General features: G+C 71.3%; 14 protein-coding genes. 5 read left to right on the top strand and 9 right to left on the bottom strand.

Going from position 1 to position 18,444, the window contains the following annotated elements:
- Positions 1 to 40: 40 nt before the first annotated feature.
- The 3 genes from ACZ7PG_RS28800 to ACZ7PG_RS28810 all read right to left on the bottom strand — a co-directional run bounded on the left by ACZ7PG_RS28800 (position 41) and on the right by ACZ7PG_RS28810 (position 5,994).
- On the bottom strand, positions 41 to 1,420 hold the full coding sequence (locus ACZ7PG_RS28800) for a CHAP domain-containing protein (protein ID WP_470242165.1): 1,380 nt from the start codon (positions 1,418 to 1,420) through the stop codon (positions 41 to 43).
- A gap of 20 nt (positions 1,421 to 1,440) precedes the next feature.
- Positions 1,441 to 2,874, bottom strand: coding sequence for a glycoside hydrolase family 19 protein (locus ACZ7PG_RS28805; protein ID WP_470242166.1), 1,434 nt, complete (start codon positions 2,872 to 2,874; stop codon positions 1,441 to 1,443).
- A gap of 105 nt (positions 2,875 to 2,979) precedes the next feature.
- Positions 2,980 to 5,994, bottom strand: coding sequence for an AfsR/SARP family transcriptional regulator (locus ACZ7PG_RS28810; protein WP_470242167.1), 3,015 nt, complete (start codon positions 5,992 to 5,994; stop codon positions 2,980 to 2,982).
- A 291-nt stretch (positions 5,995 to 6,285) separates the two neighbouring features.
- Here ACZ7PG_RS28810 and ACZ7PG_RS28815 point away from each other — a divergent pair, with 291 nt between their 5' ends.
- Entirely contained in the window at positions 6,286 to 7,047 is a 762-nt protein-coding gene (locus ACZ7PG_RS28815) for a DUF4253 domain-containing protein (RefSeq protein WP_470242168.1), read from the top strand.
- Positions 7,048 to 7,712: 665 nt separating this feature from the next.
- On the top strand, positions 7,713 to 8,570 hold the full coding sequence (locus ACZ7PG_RS28820) for a DUF72 domain-containing protein (RefSeq protein ID WP_470242169.1): 858 nt from the start codon (positions 7,713 to 7,715) through the stop codon (positions 8,568 to 8,570).
- Positions 8,571 to 8,663: 93 nt separating this feature from the next.
- On the opposite strand, the gene ACZ7PG_RS28825 is transcribed toward ACZ7PG_RS28820, so the two are convergent.
- On the bottom strand, positions 8,664 to 11,450 hold the full coding sequence (locus ACZ7PG_RS28825) for an AfsR/SARP family transcriptional regulator (RefSeq protein ID WP_470242170.1): 2,787 nt from the start codon (positions 11,448 to 11,450) through the stop codon (positions 8,664 to 8,666).
- A gap of 72 nt (positions 11,451 to 11,522) precedes the next feature.
- On the opposite strand from ACZ7PG_RS28825, the gene ACZ7PG_RS28830 reads away from it, so the two are divergent.
- The 3 genes from ACZ7PG_RS28830 (at position 11,523) to ACZ7PG_RS28840 (ending at position 13,274) form a co-directional block, all read left to right on the top strand.
- Complete coding sequence (locus ACZ7PG_RS28830) at positions 11,523 to 12,452, top strand: o-succinylbenzoate synthase (protein WP_470242171.1); 930 nt, start codon at positions 11,523 to 11,525, stop codon at positions 12,450 to 12,452.
- Positions 12,453 to 12,557: 105 nt separating this feature from the next.
- Complete coding sequence (locus ACZ7PG_RS28835; protein ID WP_470242172.1) at positions 12,558 to 12,776, top strand: PspC domain-containing protein; 219 nt, start codon at positions 12,558 to 12,560, stop codon at positions 12,774 to 12,776.
- A 174-nt stretch (positions 12,777 to 12,950) separates the two neighbouring features.
- Complete coding sequence (locus tag ACZ7PG_RS28840; RefSeq protein WP_470242173.1) at positions 12,951 to 13,274, top strand: hypothetical protein; 324 nt, start codon at positions 12,951 to 12,953, stop codon at positions 13,272 to 13,274.
- Between the two features lie 51 nt (positions 13,275 to 13,325).
- Here the strand turns inward: ACZ7PG_RS28840 and groL are convergent, their stop codons facing one another.
- The 5 genes from groL to ACZ7PG_RS28865 all read right to left on the bottom strand — a co-directional run bounded on the left by groL (position 13,326) and on the right by ACZ7PG_RS28865 (position 18,375).
- Positions 13,326 to 14,954 (bottom strand): chaperonin GroEL, encoded by a 1,629-nt coding sequence (gene groL, locus ACZ7PG_RS28845; RefSeq protein WP_155540626.1) that lies wholly within the window; start codon positions 14,952 to 14,954, stop codon positions 13,326 to 13,328.
- A gap of 241 nt (positions 14,955 to 15,195) precedes the next feature.
- Positions 15,196 to 16,689, bottom strand: coding sequence for a serine/threonine-protein kinase (locus ACZ7PG_RS28850; RefSeq protein WP_470242174.1), 1,494 nt, complete (start codon positions 16,687 to 16,689; stop codon positions 15,196 to 15,198).
- Positions 16,690 to 16,755: 66 nt separating this feature from the next.
- Positions 16,756 to 16,962, bottom strand: a complete 207-nt coding sequence (locus ACZ7PG_RS28855; RefSeq protein ID WP_005164266.1) for a cold-shock protein — start codon at positions 16,960 to 16,962, stop codon at positions 16,756 to 16,758.
- A 112-nt stretch (positions 16,963 to 17,074) separates the two neighbouring features.
- Complete coding sequence (locus ACZ7PG_RS28860) at positions 17,075 to 17,698, bottom strand: AIM24 family protein (RefSeq protein WP_470242175.1); 624 nt, start codon at positions 17,696 to 17,698, stop codon at positions 17,075 to 17,077.
- On the bottom strand, positions 17,698 to 18,375 hold the full coding sequence (locus ACZ7PG_RS28865) for a TIGR00266 family protein (RefSeq protein WP_470242176.1): 678 nt from the start codon (positions 18,373 to 18,375) through the stop codon (positions 17,698 to 17,700). Before ACZ7PG_RS28865 ends, ACZ7PG_RS28860 begins: the two co-directional genes overlap by 1 nt.
- Positions 18,376 to 18,444 lie beyond the last annotated feature (69 nt).

Consider the following 18,444-nt stretch of genomic DNA (forward strand, 5'->3'; position numbering starts at 1 on the left):
GGGCCACGCCCCCTCGACGTGGCCCGCACTTCCGCGTGGATCAGTAGTTCGTGAGCTGGAAGCCGCTCACCCCACCGGTCTGCTCGACCCACGTGCCGTACGGGCCGCCGTCCTTCACCGTCAGCGAGCCGTCCGCGCGCAGCACGCCCACCCGGCCGGTGGGGGCGTCGACCTCGATCTCGGCCGCGCCCGAAAGCTGGTTGATCCAGCCCGCGTACAGGTTGCCCTGCTTGACCGAGGCGAGGCCGTCGGTGAAGACCACCCCGAGGTAGTCGCCGGACAGGTCGACCTGCTTCACCCCGGACGTCTGCTCGACCCAGGCGCCGTAGAGGCCGCCTTCCTTGACCGTCAGCGAGCCGTCGGTGCGCACGACCGCGAGCCGGCCGGTGCTCGCGTCCACCTCGACGTCGGCCGCGCCGGGCAGCTCGTCGACCCAGCCCGCGTACAGGTTGCCCTGCTTGGCGAACACCTTGCCGTTGTTGTCGACGACGGCGATGTAGTCGCCCGACAGCTCGACTTCCTTGGCGTTGTTGGTCTCCTCGACCCAGCCGCCCTGCAGGCCGCCCTCCTTCACCGCGACGGTGCCGTCGGTGCGCAGCACGGCGATGCGGCCCGCCGCCGACTCGAGCGCGAAGTCCTTGACGCCGCTCGCCTGGTGGACCCACTGCTGGTACAGGTTGCCCTGCTTGACGAACAGGTCGCCGTTGCCCGTGAGCACGCCGACCATGTCACCGTGCACTTCGGACTTGACCGCGCCGCCGCCGTACACGTTCGTCCAGCCCTCGAAGAGGTTGCCTTCCTTCACCTGCACCGAGCTGTCCCCGAACCGCACGCCGAGACGCGCGGTCACGGGCTTCTGCGGCTCGGACAGCCCGACCGGGCTGACGAACGCGGAGATCTGCTGGCCGGCGAGGTACTGGCCGACCCGGCCGGGCCCGGACCCGAACTCGACGCTGGTGGTGCCGGGGCCGCCGGAGCCCCAGTTGCCGTTGATCGTGCGGATCGTGCCGTCGGCGTTGACCGTGTCGACCATCCCGACGTGGTCGGCGTACCCGTTGCCCTGGTAGTTGAAGACGACCGCGTCACCCACCTGCGGGACGTAGCCGGAGTCGGTGTGCAGCGTGCCCTTCTGCTGGCCGTACAGGTAGAAGCTGCCGGCCGCGGCGGTGAGCCGGTCGACGTCGAGGTTGCGGTTGCCCCACACCCATCTGACGAAGTCGGCGCACCACGCCCACTGCATCCGGCAGCTGTCCATGAACCCGGTACCGCCGAGGCTGTTGGTGCTGCAGGTCTGCTTGTGCAGGTTGGCCGCGGCGAGGTCGCGGACGTCGGTGCGCGTGTCCGCGTGGGCCGGGACGGCGCCCAGCAGTGCGAGGACGGTGGCGGCGAGGACGGTCGTGGTGACGCGTTTGAGCGACATGGCGTTCTCCTTGAGGGGAATCAGCGGGTGCAGTCGATGGCGCCGTCGGCGACGGGGAGCGAGCCGCCGTTGAAGTAGGCGAGCGCTTTCTTGTAGTCCGCGCACCGGTTGAGCGACTCGGCCGGGTCGATGGCGTAGGAGTAGCCGATCGCGCGGCCCACCGCGCCCATGTCGTAGTTGTCCGCGGCCGCGTTGATGTTGTGGGAGCTCCAGTACCAGCGCGCGATCTTGGCGCTCCAGTCGAGCGACGCGGCGGCGTCCGGGTTGCCCAGGAGGTCGTAGCCGAGCGCGGTGCCCGCGGACCGGTAGTTGAAGTCGTTGGTCAGCTGGATGAAACCGCGTCCCCGGTACAGCTCGGAGTTCCCGGCTTCGCCCGCGTTGTAGCGGAAACCGCTCTCGTGCTTGAGCGTGGCGAGCAGCGCGGCCTTGCGGCTCGGCGTCGTGATGCCCCCGGCCGTCATCTCGGCGTTGAGGCTCGGCAGCCCGGCCGCGACGGTGTCCGTGGCGTAGGTGGAGCCGTAGACGGCGGTGATGTCGGCCAGCGACACCTGGCCACCCGTCGAAGGCGCGCCGGCGGCGGCGAGGGCCAGCTGCTGGACGCCGCCGGTCTGCTCGACCCACGTCCCGTAGAGGCCGCCGTCCTTGACGGTGACGCTGCCGTCGGTGCGCAGCACGCCGATGCGGTCACCGGCGATCTGGAGGTTGGCGGCGCCCGGGAGCTGGTTCACCCAGCCCGCGTAGAGGTTTCCCTCCTTGACGGTCGCGAGCCCGTTGCCGAGCACGACCCCGATGCGGCTGCCGGACAGCTCCAGCTGCTTGACCCCGGAGACCTCTTCGACCCAGGAGGACCACAGGTTCGACTCCTTGACCGCCACGGTTCCGTCGGTGCGCAGGACGCCGACCCGGTCGGCGGAGAGCTCGAGGTCGGCGACCGAGCCCATCTGGTCCACCCACGGCGCGTAGAGGTCACCCTCCTTGACGGTCGCCAGGCCGTTCTCGAACACGACGCCGACGCGGGTCGGGGTCAGCTCGAGGTCCTTGACGCCGCTGGTCTCCTCCACCCAGGGCGCGTCCAGCGCGCCGTCCTTCACCGCGACCGTCGTGTCGTCGCGCACCACGCCGATCCGGTTGCCGGCGAGCCGGAAGTCGCGGACGCCGCCCGCTTCCTCGACCCAGCTCGTCCAGAGGTTGCCTTCCTTGACGAAGAGCCGCGAGTCCGTGGTCAGCACGCCGATCCGGTCACCCGCGATCTCGAACTTCCGCACCCCGTCCATCTCGGGAACCCAGGAGTCGTAGAGGTTTCCCTCCTTCACGAGCAGCTTGCCGTCGGCCAGCACGCCGATGCGCTGAGCGCCCGGCGGCAGCTCCCCGGCCGACGCCGTCGCCTGCAGCCCGCCGATCGCGAGGCCCGCGACGAGCGCCGCGGTGGTCACCGTGGTCCTGACCGAAGACATGGTCGATCCCTTCTTCACCATGGGAAATCCGCACCGTCCCCTGTTCTCCTTCGGGGACGGGACGAGCCTCTCCCGGCGGGGTCAAAGAAACCTGAAAGCCGTTCTTCAGCTGCCGACCGGGCGGACGGCAGTCGCGAGCCGGCGTGGCTCCTGAGCCTCCCGGCTGCCGTGCAGCCGGAAGAGGCCCTCGGCCTCCGTCCACGCCGCTTCGGCGCCCGCGGTCTCGCCGAGGGCGTCGAGCGTCGTGGCGAGATCGCGCAGGGCACGGGCCCGCCAGACCGGCAGCACGAGCGCGTCCCACCACTGGACCGACCGTTCGAGGTGGGCGCGCGCTTCGGGGAACCGCCCGGCGGCCAGCTCGAGCTCGCCGAGGGTGCGCAGCATCAGGCCCTGGCCGAAGCCGTCCTGCATCTCGTGGCACGTGGTGAGGCACGCGAGCATGGCGTCGCGCACCTCGTCACCGCGTCCCTGGCGGATGCGGACCTTGACGAGCGCCTGCACGGCGTACGCGGACATCAGCGGGTCGTCGGCGCCGCGCAGCAGGTCCACCGCCTCTTGGCTGTAGCGGGCCGCTTCGCCGAGCCGTCCGGCGGCGCGGTGCACGAGGCTCAGCGAGCGCAGGGCGACCGCCCGGCTGGTCGCGTCCGCGTACCCCGCGACCGCGGCTTCGGCGGCGACGAGCGCGTCGGCCAGCTCGCCCTGTTCGGTGAGGACGCGGCCGAGCCCGTGCAGCGCCTCGACCTCCGCCTGTTCCTCGCCCAGCTCCCGCAGCACGGGCAGGACGAGGTCGAGGGAGTGCCGCGCCTGGGCGAACTGGCCGTACTCGCACTGCACGGTGCTGAGGTCGAGGCGGCTGACGGCCTGCCCGTGCCGGTCGCCGCCGAGCTCGTACGCGGCGAGGGCCTGCTCGTGGTAGGCGATCGACTCGTCGAAGCGGTCCTGCTCGTAGCGCAGCCAGCCCAGGCCCGACAGCAGCCTGGCCTCCCCGGTGCGGTCACCGGTCCGCCGCGCGGCCGCGAGCGCCGCGTTGTGCGTGCGCCACCACTGGCCGAACAGGTTGCGCACGGCGAACACCGACGAGCACAGCGCCGCGGCCAGCCGGGTGGCGACGTCGGTGAGGTCCAGCCCGCTGACGCGCTCGACCACGCCGACGAGGCCGGTCTGCTCGGCGTCGAACCACGCCTCGGGGTCGGTCAGGATCTCGTCGATCCGCGCCGGGTCGAGGTACCGGACCAGCGCACCCGCCTCCGCGGGGACGTGCGGCGCCCGGCGGCCCGCGAGCTCGACCAGCTCGAGCCAGCACTCGGCGGCCCGCGCGGTGACCGCCTTGACGTCGGCCGCGGACTCCTCGGCCTCCCCGCGTTCGCGGGCGAAAGCGCGCGTCAGGTCGTGGATCTGGTAGCGCGCCGCACCGCCGTCGTCCACTGTGGACAGGTCGAGCAGCTGGGCGTCGACGAGCCGTTCGACGGCTTCCTCCGCCTCGTGAGCAGCGCAGTCGAGCAGCGGCGCGGCGACCCACGCGCCGAACGAGGAGACGTCGAGCAGTCCGAGCCGGCGCAACGCGGTGCGTTCCCGTTCGCCCAGGTCGTCGTAGCTGAGGGCGAGACTGCCGCGTACCTCCAGGTCGCCGAGGGTGAGCTCCTCCAGGATGCGGTGCTGCACGCGAAGGCGTTCGGTGAGCTTGCCGACCGGCCACTGAGGCCGGGCGGCGAGCCGGGCCCCGGCGATGCGCACGGCGAGCGGCAGGTTGCCGCACAGGCGCACCAGCTCGCGGGCGGCTTCGGGCTCCTCCGCCACCCGCGTGCCGCCGGCGACCCGGCTCAGCAGCTCCAGCGCTTCCGCCTCGTCCAGGACGGGCAGGTGCAGGTGGGTGGCGCCGCCGACCGCGCCGAGGCGTTCCCGGCTGGTCACCAGCGCGGCGCAGGTGTGGCCGCCGGGCAGCAGCGGGCGGATCTGGCGTTCGTCGGACGCGTCGTCGAGGACGACGAGGATGCGCCGGTCGGCGAGCATCGTGCGGTAGAGCTGGGCGCGCTCCTCGAGGCGCGCCGGGCAGTCCTGGTCCGGCACGCCGAGCGCGCGCAGGAACCCGGCCAGCACCTCGGCCGGGTCGGCGCGGACGACCTGCACGCCGCGCAGCGAGGCGTAGAGCTGGCCGTCGGGGAAGTGCTCGCGCACGCGGTGCGCGACGTGCGCGGCGACGGTGCTCTTGCCCGCACCGGGTTTGCCGTAGACGGCGCACAGCCGCGACCCGGCGTCCGGTTCGGCCAGCGCCCGGGTCAGCTCCGCGACTTCGCGCGCGCGTCCGGTGAAGTCGGCGATGTCGAAGGGGAGCTGGCTCGGGACCCGCTGGGTCTCCCGCCGCGAGCGGCCAGACCGCCGTTCGTGTTCGTCGCGAAGGACGCGCTCGTGCGCGGCCTGCAGCACCGGGCCAGGTTCCAGGCCCAGCTCACCGAGGAGCGCCGCCCGGCCGTCCTGGTAACAGGCGAGCGCATCCGCCCGGCGGCCGCTCTGGTGCAGCGCGAGCATGAGCTGGGCGCGCAGACGTTCCCGCAGCGGGTGTGCGGCGACGGCCGCGGTCAGTTCCGGGACGAGGGAATCCCCTTCGCCGGTCTCGAGTTCGACGTCGACGCAGTCTTCCAGCGCGGCGACGCGCAGTTCGTCCAGCCGGGCGCGTTCGTTGTCCGCCCACCGGCCCTGCGTGCCGCCCAGCGCGGTCCCCCGCCACGCGGCGAGGGCATGCCGGATGAGGGCGACCGCGCGGTCCGGTTCCCCGGCGGCCCGCGCGCGGCGGCCGGCCGACAGGTCGTGGTTGAAGGCGTGCAGGTCGACCTGGTCGAGGTCGACGGCCAGCCGGTAGCCACCCCCGCTGCGCGCGATCACGTCGGGGTCGCCACTGCCCGCCAGCGCCCGCCGGAGGGCCGAGACGTAGGTGTAGACGGTGGCGCGGGCCCGGTCCGGTGGATCCTCGCCCCAGATCGCGTCGATCACCTGCTCGAGCGGGACGACGTGCCCGGCGTGCACGGCCAGCAGCGCGAGCAGGGTGCGCGGTTTCGGGCCGCCGAGGCCGATGACCCGGCCGCCGACCGCCACCTCGACCTGCCCCAGCACGTGGAACTCCATGCACCCTCTCCGCTGCCCGTTCGTCCTGGACGAGCCTGGCAATCGATCACCGCCCAGGCAAGATCCGCACCGGTGACCGGTCTGTCGGGTTCGTCTCGTCGTGCCCGGCCACCCCTTCGGCCCAACGGCGTGTCTCAGCAACACCTTGTGTCACACGAGTATCAGCAACGCTCTGACCTGCACGTTTGCGGATTCACTCGAACGGATGAGCGGCCGGATCGCTGGAAATTGTCGGACCCTCGAACTACTGTTCGAGGTGCAGTAGCCGAACACAAGTTCGAGGGGACGTCCATGACGATCGCACCGCTCCGCCCCGGTACGCCCGCACCGCCGGTCCAGACCCTGCCACCGGGCTCGTGGCACGGCCGGCTGTGGGTGTCCGACCTGCCCCTGACCCGGCCCGAGCGCTACCTGGGCTGTGTGGCCGAGTTCGAGCGGTCGGGGTTGTGGCCGGTGCTGATCCCCCACGACCAGCGTTTCGCGGCCAACGGCGAAGACTGGATCGACGACCGAGGCCGCCTGGCCCCGGCAGGCCACCGGGTGGGGTCGGCAGACCCGGCGGGAGCATTGAGCCGCTGGTGGGACACATCCTGCTGCGACGGCGCATGCCTCCGCCCATTCGGCGCCCGGTTCCCGGGCCTGGCGAAGCGAAGCCCCCGAAGGTCGGACCCATTGGCCGAGGCGGGCAACACGGGCTCGATCCTGTCGGCGCGCGCCCCACACAGGCTGGGCCTGGTCCAGACCGAGCGCCCGGCGGACATCCCGGCCCTGCTGGGCTGGACGGGCATGATCAAGTGCACGGACCAGGTGGCCGAGCTGTCGGCGGTGTTGCGCAGCTGGGAGGACCGTTTCGGGGCAACGCTGGTGGTGCTGGGGTTCGACACGCTGGAGCTGTCGGTATCGGCCCCACCGAGGAACCAGGCGAGGGCATTGACGGTGGCGGCAGAGCACCGGGCGTTCAGCCTGCCGACCTTCGCGGGGCAGCCGGGGAACTTGAGGGAGTACGCGTCGGGGTTGGTGCAGTCGAGGGTGTGGCGGTTCTCCTGGGCTTGAGTCGGGGGTGGAGGGCCGGGGTGGGGGGATCGGAGCTGCCGGGCGGCGACCCTCCGGCCCGAGCGGCGGAGGGCCGCAGGACAGCTGGCAGGCCGGGGCCCTGAGGGCCTGGGCGCTGGGCGGGGAAGCGGGGCCGGGCTGGCAGGGCCGCAGCGCGGGCGGCCGCGAAGCGGCTGGCCGCAGGGGGCCGGAGCCGCAGACGGCCACCAGCGAACTGAGACCACCGGAACCAGCCCACCACCAACCGCCAGCAAACAAACAAACCGAAGACCGAAAAAAGAGCTGGGAGGTCATCCCGTCGCCTGAGGCCGTCAAATCACTTCGAGCCAGGCCCGCAACCACCCCACCAAGGCAGGACAACAGCGCAACCTTGCGGGCCTGGCTCGAAGTGATAGGCCTCAATCAGGCGACGGGATGACCACCCAGCGACCCCAAAACAAACCCAACGACAAAAGCAACCCCCAGGCCATCCCAGAAGCCTGCCCGTCCGGCGAGGACAAAAGCGACAACCCAAAACCATGAGCAAACACCTCAAGGGCCCCATAAGACGCCCGTCCCCAAGATCAGGTCACCTGTCCCACCCCACAGCCCACCTGTCCGGGCACCACCCACACAGCCGAGTTTGGCCACCCCGTAGACCGGGAACCACCCCCCGCGGAAAGGCGGTGAGAACAATCGCCGAAATCCGCATAGGCACATCGGGCTGGCGCTACCCGCCATGGCGCGACGTGTTCTACCCCCACGGACTCCCCCAGCGGCGAGAGCTCGAGCACCTGTCCCACCGAATGAACACCGTGGAGATCAACGGCTCCTTCTACTCACTCCAACGCCCCGAGCGATACCGAGCGTGGTTCGACGAGACCCCAGCCGACTTCCTCTTCGCGGTCAAAGGCGGCCGCTTCATCACCCACATGAAGCAACTCCGGGACGTGGAGACAGCACTGGCGAACTTCTACGCCTCCGGAGTCCTCGCCCTCGGAGCGAAACTGGGCCCATTCCTCTGGCAGCTCCCACCCCGGCTGACGTTCGACCCCGACCGCCTCGCGAACTTCTTCGCCCTCCTCCCCCGCACGACGACCGACGCGGCAGAACTCGCCAAGAACCACGACGACAAGCTGAAAGGCACACCCCACCTCGAAGCCGGGCCGCGCAAACCGTTGCGGCACGCCCTCGAAGTCCGCCACCCGTCCTTCGCCGAACCCGCGGCGAAGGAACTACTGCGAAAACACGGGATCGCCCTGGTCGTAGCCGACACCGCCGGCCGGTGGCCGTTCCTCGAAGACCAGACCGCCGACTTCACCTACGTCCGCCTCCACGGCGACAAGGAGCTCTACGTCAGCGGCTACTCCGACGAGGCCCTCCGAGGCTGGGCCGACAAGATCCGGACCTGGCACGACGGCGGGAAGCGGGACGTCCACGTCTACTTCGACAACGACGTCAAGGTCGAGGCCCCCCGCAACGCCGAGACCCTCGCCGAACTGCTCGGCATCGCTTCACCGAACAAGACAGTGAGTGGACAGTGAGCGCCATCGGCTTGAGTAACCACGCGGGCGGACCGGCTTGCGTGCTGTCACTGGGGGTCGGCACGCGGGCGGTCCGCCGCACACACCCCCGCGTCAGCTCGCGGCGCCGACCAGGGCCGCCAGCTTCGCCCGGACGTCGTCCGCGTCCGGGTGGCCGATTTCCGTCAGCAGCCGGACCGAGCGGACCCAGCACTCCCTGGCCACCGCCCGATCGCCGTAGCGCAGGTGGATCGTGCCCAGCTGAGCCAGCACGTCCGCCGCCTCGTACTGCTCGCCCATCTCGAAGAACATCGAAACCGAGGCGCGGATGCACGCGATCCCCTCGTCGACCCGGCCCAGCCCGACCAGCGCGAGCCCGCGCGTGTGCTGGGTGAACCGCGTGTCCACCGGCTCGCCGTCCGGGCCGAGCACCGCCAGCGCCGCGTCGGCCAGCCGCAACGCCTGCTCGTGGTCGCCCATCGACGTGCAGATGTCGCCCAGCGCCCGCAGCACACTCGCCTCGAACGCCCCCAACCCCAGCTCGCGGACGATCTCCAGCGCCTGCATGCCGTGTTCGTACGCCCAGGCGTAGTCGTCGAGGTTGTGCGCCGCCATCGCCAGGTTGTACTGCGCCCGCGCCTCGCCCTCCCGTGCGCCGAGCTCGCGCTGGATCGCCAGCACCTGCTCCAGGAACCGCCGCGACTCGTCGTACTGCCGCGCGACGCCGTTGACGACGCCGAGCCCGCTCAGGATGCCCGCCTCGCCCGGCCGGTGGCCGCCGGCCTTCGCGGCTTCGAGCGCCACCGCGAACACCGAACGCCACTCGTCGAGCCGCGAGCGCGTCACGAAGTAGCTCTGCAGCAGCCACGCCAGCTTCCAGCAGACGTCGTCACGCCGGCGCCGCGCCAGGTGCACCGCGGCGATCAGGTTGCCGGCTTCCTCGCCGAACCAGTCCAGCGCGTCGTGGTACGACGCGAAGGTCAGGCCGCCGGGCGGGTCGTCGAGGTCCAGCAGCCGGTAGTACCGCTCCGGCCGCATCCGCCGTGACGCGTTCAGCGCCGACGCCAGGTACCAGTCCAGCAGCCGGTCCAACGCCGCGTCGCGCTGCGAAGCCGAGTCGACCTGCGAAGCGACTTCGCCCGCGTACGCCCGGATGAGGTCGTGGAACTGGTAGCGGCCCGGCCGCGGCTGGGCGAGCAGGTGCGCGGCGGCGAGGGTTTCCAGCATCGGCCGCGTCGCCGCGACGTCCAGCCCGGCGACCGCAGCCGCCGCCGGCACCGTGAAGTCGACGCCGGTGGGCAGCCCGAGCAGCCGCAGCAACCGCGCCGCCCGCGGCTCCAGCGCCTGGTAGGAATACGAAAACACCGAACGGATGTTCGTCCCCTCGCCGTCGGCGAGGTCGAACGAGCCGAGCAGGTCGGCCTCGAGCGAGTCGATGAACTCGTCGAGCGCCAGGTCGGGGAACTGCGCCGCCCGCACGGCGAGGATCCGGATCGCCAGCGGCAGCCCGCCGCAGTGGCGCACGAACCGCTCGGTCGCGCCGGGGTCGCGCGCCACCCGATCGAGGCCGATCGCCGACGCGAGCAGCTCGACGGCGTCCTCCTCGCCGAGCTCCTCCAGCGCGATCCGCCGCGCGCCGTGCGTCGCGACCAGCGCGCGCAGCTGCCAGCGGCTCGTGATCACGACCAGGCAGCCCGGCCCGGGCAGCAGCGGCCGCACCTGCTCGGTGCGGTTGGCGTTGTCGAGCAGGACGAGCAGCCGCCGTCCCGCGCTGTGCGTCCGCCAGCTCGCCGCGCGGCCGTCGAGGTCGCCCGGGATCTGGTCGCACGGCACGCCCAGCGCGGTGAGCATCGCCTCCAGCGCCGCGGACGGCTCGACCGGCTCGCCGGGCCCGTAGCCGCGCAGGTTGAGGTAGACCTGCCCGCCGGGAAACCGGTCGGCGATCTCGTGCGCGAAGTGCACGGCCAGGGTCGTCTTGCCGATGCCACCCATGCCCTCGACGGACGCGATCGGCGTCGACGTGTCGGCGTCGATCGCCTCCGGCAGCAGCGCGTGCAACGCCTTGAGGTCGCACTCGCGCCCGGAGAAGGCCCGCAGGTCGGCGGGCAGCTGGTGCGGCACCTGCGGTTCGACGCCGAGCCGGTACCGCGGCGGCGCGTGACCGTTGTCGGCGCCGGTGAGGATCGCCTGGCGGGTGCGCTGCAGCGACGGCCCGGGGTCGAGGCCCAGCTCCTCGGCCAGCACGGTGCTGATCCGGCGGTGGACGTCGAGCGCCTCGGCCTGCCGGCCCGACCGGTACAGCGCGACCATCAGCTGCTCGTGCAGCCGCTCCCGAAGCGGGTTCTCCCTGGTCAGCCGGGCCAGCTCGGGAATGACGGTGCCGTACTCGCCGACGTCGAGCAGGGCGTCCGCCCACTGCTCGCGGACGCGCAGCCGTTCTTCGGCCAGTTGCCCGGCCTCGTCGCGGTGCAGCGCGTCCGACTCGACGTTGAGCAGCGCCGCCCCACGCCACTGCCCGAGAGACTCGGCGAAGTGCGCGGCCGCTCGACGGCTTTCGCCGCGGTCCATCGCGGCCTTGCCCCGGATCGCGAGGGCGCGAAACCGGGAGAGGTCCAGCAGGTCGTCTTCGAGCTCGATCAGGTAGCCGCCGCTCTCGGTGCGGATCGCGACCTGGTCGCCGAGGGCGCGGCGCAGGCGCAGCACGTACGTCTGGAGCGCGCCCTTGGAGCGGCGGCGGTCGTCGTCCCAGAGCCAGCGGCCGAGCTCGTCGACCGGCACGACCCGGTTCGCGCGCAGCAAAAGCCCGGCCAAGACGATCAGCGGCCGGCTGCCCCCGAGCGGCACCGGGTGGCCGTCTGCCGTGACCTCGGCCGGACCCAGCACGCGGAAGTCGAGGACCACGGAGTCATTCTGGCCGGAAACGCGCTGTTCGGCACCCGTTTGCCAAAGTCGGGGATGGCATGATCGGCGACGATGAAGGTTTACGCGATCCCCCTGCGCAATCGCTTCCGCGGCATCACGGTCCGGGAAGGCGTCCTGCTGCCCGGCCCGGCGGGCTGGGGCGAGTTCTGCCCGTTCGCCGACTACTCGGACGCCGAGAGCGTCCCCTGGCTGCACGCGGCGCTCGAAGCGAGCGAGACGGGCTGGCCGGCGCCGGTCCGCGACCGGGTCGAGGTGAACACGACGGTGCCGGTCGTCGGCCCGGAGAAGGCGTACGAACTGGTCCGCGCTTCCGGCTGCCGGACGGCGAAGGTGAAGGTGGCGGACCCGCGTTCGTCGCCGGCGGACGACTGCGAGCGGGTGGCGGCGGTCCGCGACGCGCTCGGCCCGGCCGGCGCGGTGCGCGTCGACGCGAACATGGCCTGGGACGTCGACACGGCGGTCCGCGCGATCACGGACCTCGACAAGGCGGCCGGCGGCCTGGAGTACGCGGAGCAGCCGTGCCCGACGATCGAGGACCTGGCGGCGGTCCGCCGTCGGGTCTCGGTCCGCATCGCGGCCGACGAGTCGATCCGCCGCGCCGAGGACCCGCTGAAGGTGGCGGTCGCGGGGGCGGCGGACATCGCGGTGCTGAAGGTGGCCCCACTGGGCGGCGTACGCCGGGCGCTGGAGGTCGCGGAGGCGTGCGGGCTGCCGTGCGTGGTGTCGTCGGCGGTGGAGACGAGCGTCGGCCTGGCCGCGGGCCTGGCACTGGCCGGCGCGCTCCCGGAGCTGGAGTTCGCTTGTGGACTGGGGACGATTTCGTTGCTGGAAGGCGATGTCTGTGCGGCGCCACTGTCCCCTGTGGACGGTTACCTGCCGGTGCCGCGCCAGGCTCCGGAGCCGACAGACGCGTATCAGGCGTCAGCCGAAGTGCGGGCGGCGTGGGAAGCCCGGCTCGAGCGAGTGCGCGCCCTGTCGTAGGCCCGCACCCTCGCGAGCACATGGTTTTCCCCGAGGACGAGTTCAGGGTCGGGGTCCGGGCCGTTCCCGATGTGGGCGGGGGTCTCCGGAAGTCAGTATTGAGCCATGACGAACAGCGTGTACACCCCCGAAACCACCAAGAAGCTCCGCCGCAGCACCAGCGACAAGATGCTCACCGGCGTCTGCGGTGGCTGGGCCACCTACCTCGGCATCGACGCCAGCGTGCTGCGCATCGGCATGGTCGCCGCCGTGTTCCTGTCGGTCGGCGTCGCGATCCCGGTCTACGTCGCCGCCGCGATCCTGACGCCCGAAGAAGGCTCCTGAACCCGGGCGGGCGCCGGCTCGCAGGGGGAGCCGGCGCCCGCCGGATGATCGGGGGGTGCACCGATGAACGGCCCGGACGCCAAGGGGACGTCCGGGCCGTTCGGCGTAGTGCCGTGGGCCGACCGGCCCAAAAGGACACCGTGAACCCCGTACGAGGGGTTAGGGTTCGCGGTCGTGGATCAAGGAAGCAGGCAGGCCGCCAAGATCGTGGTCGGGGTCCTGGGTGGGCTCTACCTGATCGCGGGACTGGGCCTGACCGCGTTCGCCGCCTTCTTCGCGCTCGCCTTCAACGACACCGGCAGCACGAGCGTCACGAAGACCGTCCTGTACACCGCCGCCGGATTCGCGATCTGGGTCCTGCTCACCGGAATCGGTGCGATCGTCGTCGCGATGGAGGCGGAAGAAGCGAGCACTGCCTGGCTCGGGGGCCTCGGGGTGCTCGCGCTGGGCGTCGTCATCGTCGGCGCCTTCGCGGTCTGGTTCTTCACCCGGCCATGAAGAAAGCCCGGCCCGCCGAAGCGGACCGGGCTTTCCCGGAAAGCGCGTGGATCAGAAGTCCATGCCACCCATGCCACCGGACGGGTCGGCGGGAGCGGCCGAAGCCTTCTCCGGCTTGTCCGCCACGACGGCCTCGGTGGTCAGGAACAGCGCCGCGATGGAAGCGGCGTTCTGCAGCGCGGAGCGGGTGACCTTCGTCGGGTCCGGCACGCCGGCGGCGAGCAGGTCCTCGTAGACACCCGTGGCGGCGTTGAGGCCGTGACCCTGCGGCAGGCCCTTGACCTTCTCCACCACGACGCCGCCTTCGAGGCCGGCGTTGATCGCGATCTGCTTGAGCGGGGCCTCGACGGCCACCTTGACGATGTTGGCACCAGTGGCCTCGTCGCCCTCGAGCTTCAGACCGGCGAAGGCAGCCTCGGCAGCCTGGATGAGAGCGACGCCACCACCGGCGACGATGCCCTCTTCGACGGCGGCCTTGGCGTTGCGCACGGCATCCTCGATGCGGTGCTTGCGCTCCTTCAGCTCGACCTCGGTCGCGGCGCCGGCCTTGATGACGGCCACGCCGCCGGCCAGCTTCGCGAGCCGCTCCTGCAGCTTCTCACGGTCGTAGTCCGAGTCCGAGTTGTCGATCTCGGCGCGGATCTGGTTGACGCGACCCTGGATCTGGTCGGCGTCGCCCGCACCCTCGACGATGGTCGTCTCGTCCTTGGTGATGACGGCCTTGCGCGCCTTGCCCAGCAGCGACAGGTCGGCGTTCTCCAGCTTGAGGCCGACGTCCTCGCTGATGACCTGACCACCGGTCAGGATCGCGATGTCCTGCAGGATCGCCTTGCGGCGGTCACCGAAGCCCGGGGCCTTGACGGCGACGGACTTGAAGGTGCCGCGCATCTTGTTGACGATGAGGGTGGCCAGGGCCTCGCCCTCGACGTCCTCGGCGATGATCAGCAGCGGCTTGCCGGACTGGATGACCTTCTCCAGCAGCGGCAGGACGTCCTTGACGGTGGAGATCTTGGAACCGAAGAGGAGGATGTAGGGGTCCTCCAGCTCGGCTTCCTGACGCTCCGGGTCCGTCACGAAGTAGCCCGAGATGTAGCCCTTGTCGAAGCGCATGCCCTCGGTGAGCTCGAGCTCGAGACCGAAGGTGTTGCTCTCCTCGACGGTGACGACGCCTTCCTTGCCGACCTTGTCCAGCGCCTCGGCGATCAGCTCGCCGATGGTGCGGTCAGCGGCCGAGATCGAGGCGGTAGCAGCGATCTGCTCCTTGGTCTCGATCTGGACGGCGGCCTTGTGGAGCTGCTCGGTGATGGCCTCGACGGCCGCCTCGATGCCGCGCTTCAGGCTGATCGGGTCGGCTCCGGCCGCGACGTTGCGCAGGCCTTCCTTGACCAGGGCCTGGGCGAGCACGGTGGCGGTGGTGGTGCCGTCACCCGCGACGTCGTCGGTCTTCTTGGCAACTTCCTTGACGAGCTCGGCCCCGATCTTCTCCCACGGGTCCTCGAGCTCGATCTCCTTGGCGATGGAGACACCATCGTTGGTGATGGTCGGCGCGCCCCACTTCTTTTCGAGCACGACGTTCCGGCCCCGCGGGCCGAGGGTCACCTTGACGGCTTCGGCGAGGATGTTCAAGCCACGCTCGAGACCGCGGCGGGCGTCCTCGTCGAACGCGATCAGTTTGGCCATTGCGGTGTGGTCCTCCGGTATTGGGCGCCACCGCCGCGCTGTCTTGCGTTGCAGCGGCGGCAGCAGGACTCTTTTCCTCGGCCAGGCTCGGTGCCCGCGACGGACGACTGGACCCGGGTGGGGGCCAGCCTCACCGTCCCGACCTTTGGCACTCGACGGCGTCGAGTGCCAACTCCGTGTTTAGCACTCTGCGGGGGAGAGTGCAAGAAGGCCAGCTCAGCGCGGCACGATCAAGCGGGGGTCAGTTGCCGGGCTTGATGGAGATCGACGTCGGCGGGGCGTTCAGCGACGACGTCGGGTTGGTCTGCGAGTCGCCCGGGCCGACGGGGATGTTCGGGGCGGTCGTCGTGCCACCGCCGCCGCTGCCACCGTCGCTGAACAGGAAGATCGCGCCGACCACCAGGCCGGCCACGACGACCAGGCCCAGCACGATGAAGATCCACTTCTTGCCGCTGCTCTTCGGCTGGTGGAACGCGCCCGCGCCGCTCGCGGGCATCGGCGGGCGCAGCCGCATCGGGTCGCCCGGCGGGCCGTACCCCTGCGGGGGCATGCCCTGCGGAGGCATGCCCGGCTGCTGCGGGTAGCCGTAGCCCGGGGGCGGGCCCTGCTGGGGGTAGCCGTAACCGGGCGGCGGGCCCTGCGGCGGCATTCCCTGGGGTGGCATTCCCTGGGGCGGCATGCCTTGCGGCGGCATGCCCTGGGGTGGCCCCTGCGGCCCGGGCTGCTGGCCGTAGCCGGGCTGCTGCTGTCCTCCGTACGGATGCACGGGGGCCCCCTCTCCCTGCGGTGCGCTGTTCTGGTGCGGCCCCTGTTGTACCTGACCGGGGCGCTGCGGCGCGGGGATTCCACCCGAATTGGACCCGGGTGGGCCCGGTGGGGTGTCGGACGCCGCCTGGGCGCCGAGCGCGCGGCGGGCGGCCGCGATCAGCTCGACGCAGCTGGGGTAGCGGTCCGCGGGGCTCTTCGCCATCCCCTTCCGGATGACCTCGTCGATCGCCGGCGGCAGCGCGACGGCGCGGGAGATCGCCGGCGGTTCGCCGTTGAGGTGACCCTTGATCACGGTCGGCACGTCGCCCTTGAACGGCGGGCTCCCCGTCAGGCACGCGTACAGCACGCAAGTCAGGGCGTACTGGTCGGTGCGCCCGTCCAGCGGCTCGCCGCGCAGGTGCTCGGGCGCCGCGTACGTCGGCGAGCCGAGGAAGTCGCCGCCGCGCGTCCGGTGTCCCGTCGCGCCGCGGCGCGTCAGCCCGAAGTCGGCGACGTACACGTGCTCGCGCGAGGTCTCCTTCTTCGTCACGAGCACGTTGGCCGGCTTGACGTCGAGGTGGACCAGACCACGGTTGTGCAGGGTGTCGAGGGCGTCCGCGACCTGGTCGAGCATCGTCAGGGTGCGCGCGGGCGCGATCGGGCCGGCCGCGATCAGGTCGGCGAGATCGCCGCCGTCGACCATGCGCATGGCGATGTAGAGCATGCCGTCGAGCTCGCCGAAGTCGTACAGCGGCACGACGTTGGCGTGGTCGATCGCAGACGTGTTGCGCGCCTCGTCGACGAACCGCTCGCGGAACTCGGCGTCGGCCCCGAGGTGGTCACCGATGACCTTCAGCGCCACCTTCCGGCCGAGCCGCACGTCGGTGGCCTTGTAGGTCACACTCATGCCGCCCTTGCCGAGCACCCCGTCGATGCGGTAGTTGCCCAGCCGGCGACCGGTGAGGTCCCCCGACACATCGCCTGTCACGCCCGGCAGCCTAACGTCCCTGGTTCCGAGCCTGCCGGGGGTTCGCCAATCGGGTGATGGAGGTCGTTACGACACCTTGCGTACGTCGGCTGCCTGGCTGCGACCGTCGCGCCCGGACTGGACTTCGAACTCGACGCGGTCTCCTTCGTCCAAAGTGCGGAATCCGTCGGCCTGAATGGCCGAATAGTGAACGAACACGTCCGGTCCTTCGGTGGATTCGATGAACCCGTAGCCCTTTTCCGAGTTGAACCATTTGACGGTGCCGACAGCCACGGCGCCCTCCCTCAGCACAAAGGATCCGCTGGCCCGAGCGGATGCCAGCGGCGGAAGTGTCAATCACGCTACCGGAATTATTCCCCTCGGCAATGGGCAATTCGTCTGAAGATCACGCGCGGGAAAGGCGACTGTTGCGCGCCTGCACGAGCACCGTCCCGGGACCCGCGAAGTCGACCGCGAGCCCTTCCCCCGTGCGCAGCGACTGCGGTCCGCCGGGATCGAGCGCCCGCAACCGGCACTGCACGGTGTCGGGGTAGGCGAGCAGGTAGTCCGGCCGGACCGTGACCAGCTCGCCCTTGCCGAGCTCGAAGGCGTCCACCGGGCCGGGCGCGGCCAGCACGAGCGGGCCGGTTCCGCTGTAGTGCTCGAGGAACCCCGAGTCGGCGCCGAAAAGCTGCTGCAACGGCGTCCAGTTCGGGTCGTGCCGGACCGACGACGGCCGCACGAGCACGGCGTCGCGGTGCACCGACCAGCCCGTGCCGCCGCCCAGGTCGAGCGGGTAGACGTCGCCGGGGCGCAGCGGCGCGAAGTCGATCCAGCCGCCGTCCGAAGGCGCGGTGTAGACGACCGCCGTGGCCTTGCCCGCGCGGACGCCGCCGCGGCCCGCCGCCGCCTCGGTGACGCCGAAGCGGCTGGCGAGCAGCGTCTCGGCCGCGGCCTGCACCGACTCGCCCGGGTCGAGCAGGACGCGGGCGACGCCGAACCCGGGGGTGTGCCGGGTCTGGACGCGCATCAGCGGGACGGGACGTGCGAGATGATCCAGCTGACCAGCGCGGACGGGTTGCGCGTCTGCGTCATGATCTGGCCGGGACCGACGAAGTCGAACACGAGGCCTTCGCCGCTCTTCATGGACTGGATGATGCCCGTCGCGACCTTCCGGATCTGGTACTGCACGGTGTCGGCGTACGCGACGACGTGCCCGGTGTCGACGGTGACCATCTCGCCCTGCTGCAGGGTGATGGTCTCGACCGCGCCGTAGCAGGCGACGAGCAGCTGGCCCTGGCCGGTGGCGTGCGTCAGGAACCCGCCTTCGCCGCCCATCAGGTTCTTCATCCCGCCCCACTTGGTCTCGGTCTGCACGCCGTGCGACGACGCGAGCCAGCAGCCGCGGGTGACGGCCCAGCCGGTCCGGCCGTCGAGCGGGATCACCTGGATGTCGCCGGGCAGGTTGGCCGCGACGTCGACCCAGCCGCCGTTCTGCGGCGCGGTGAAGGTGGAGATGAAGAAGGACTCGCCGGAGAGGAACGCGCGGCCGAGGCCCTTCATGATCCCGCCCTGCGACTGGGACTGGACCTGGACGCCGTAGCTGGTGGCCATCATCGCGCCGGACTCCACCTGGCACGGCTCGCCCGGCGCCAGCATCATCCTGGCGACGGCGAACGAGGGCTGTTGACGGACCTGGACCTGCATGCGTGCTCCCCTGTGGCGTGCTCTCGAACGACGAGAGTCTTGCATGCCCTTCACAGGGGTGGAGGATGG

The organism is Amycolatopsis sp. NPDC114504 (assembly GCF_055633595.1).

Excerpts from the sequence above, each read along its gene's own strand:
- ACZ7PG_RS28800 (WP_470242165.1), bottom strand. The coding sequence starts at position 1,420 with ATGTCGCTCAAACGCGTCACCACGACCGTCCTCGCCGCCACCGTCCTC.
- ACZ7PG_RS28805 (WP_470242166.1), bottom strand. The coding sequence starts at position 2,874 with ATGTCTTCGGTCAGGACCACGGTGACCACCGCGGCGCTCGTCGCGGGC.
- ACZ7PG_RS28810 (WP_470242167.1), bottom strand. The coding sequence starts at position 5,994 with ATGGAGTTCCACGTGCTGGGGCAGGTCGAGGTGGCGGTCGGCGGCCGG.
- ACZ7PG_RS28815 (WP_470242168.1), top strand. The coding sequence starts at position 6,286 with ATGACGATCGCACCGCTCCGCCCCGGTACGCCCGCACCGCCGGTCCAG.
- ACZ7PG_RS28830 (WP_470242171.1), top strand. The coding sequence starts at position 11,523 with ATGAAGGTTTACGCGATCCCCCTGCGCAATCGCTTCCGCGGCATCACG.
- ACZ7PG_RS28835 (WP_470242172.1), top strand. The coding sequence starts at position 12,558 with ATGACGAACAGCGTGTACACCCCCGAAACCACCAAGAAGCTCCGCCGC.
- groL (WP_155540626.1), bottom strand. The coding sequence starts at position 14,954 with ATGGCCAAACTGATCGCGTTCGACGAGGACGCCCGCCGCGGTCTCGAG.
- ACZ7PG_RS28860 (WP_470242175.1), bottom strand. The coding sequence starts at position 17,698 with ATGCGCGTCCAGACCCGGCACACCCCCGGGTTCGGCGTCGCCCGCGTC.
- ACZ7PG_RS28865 (WP_470242176.1), bottom strand. The coding sequence starts at position 18,375 with ATGCAGGTCCAGGTCCGTCAACAGCCCTCGTTCGCCGTCGCCAGGATG.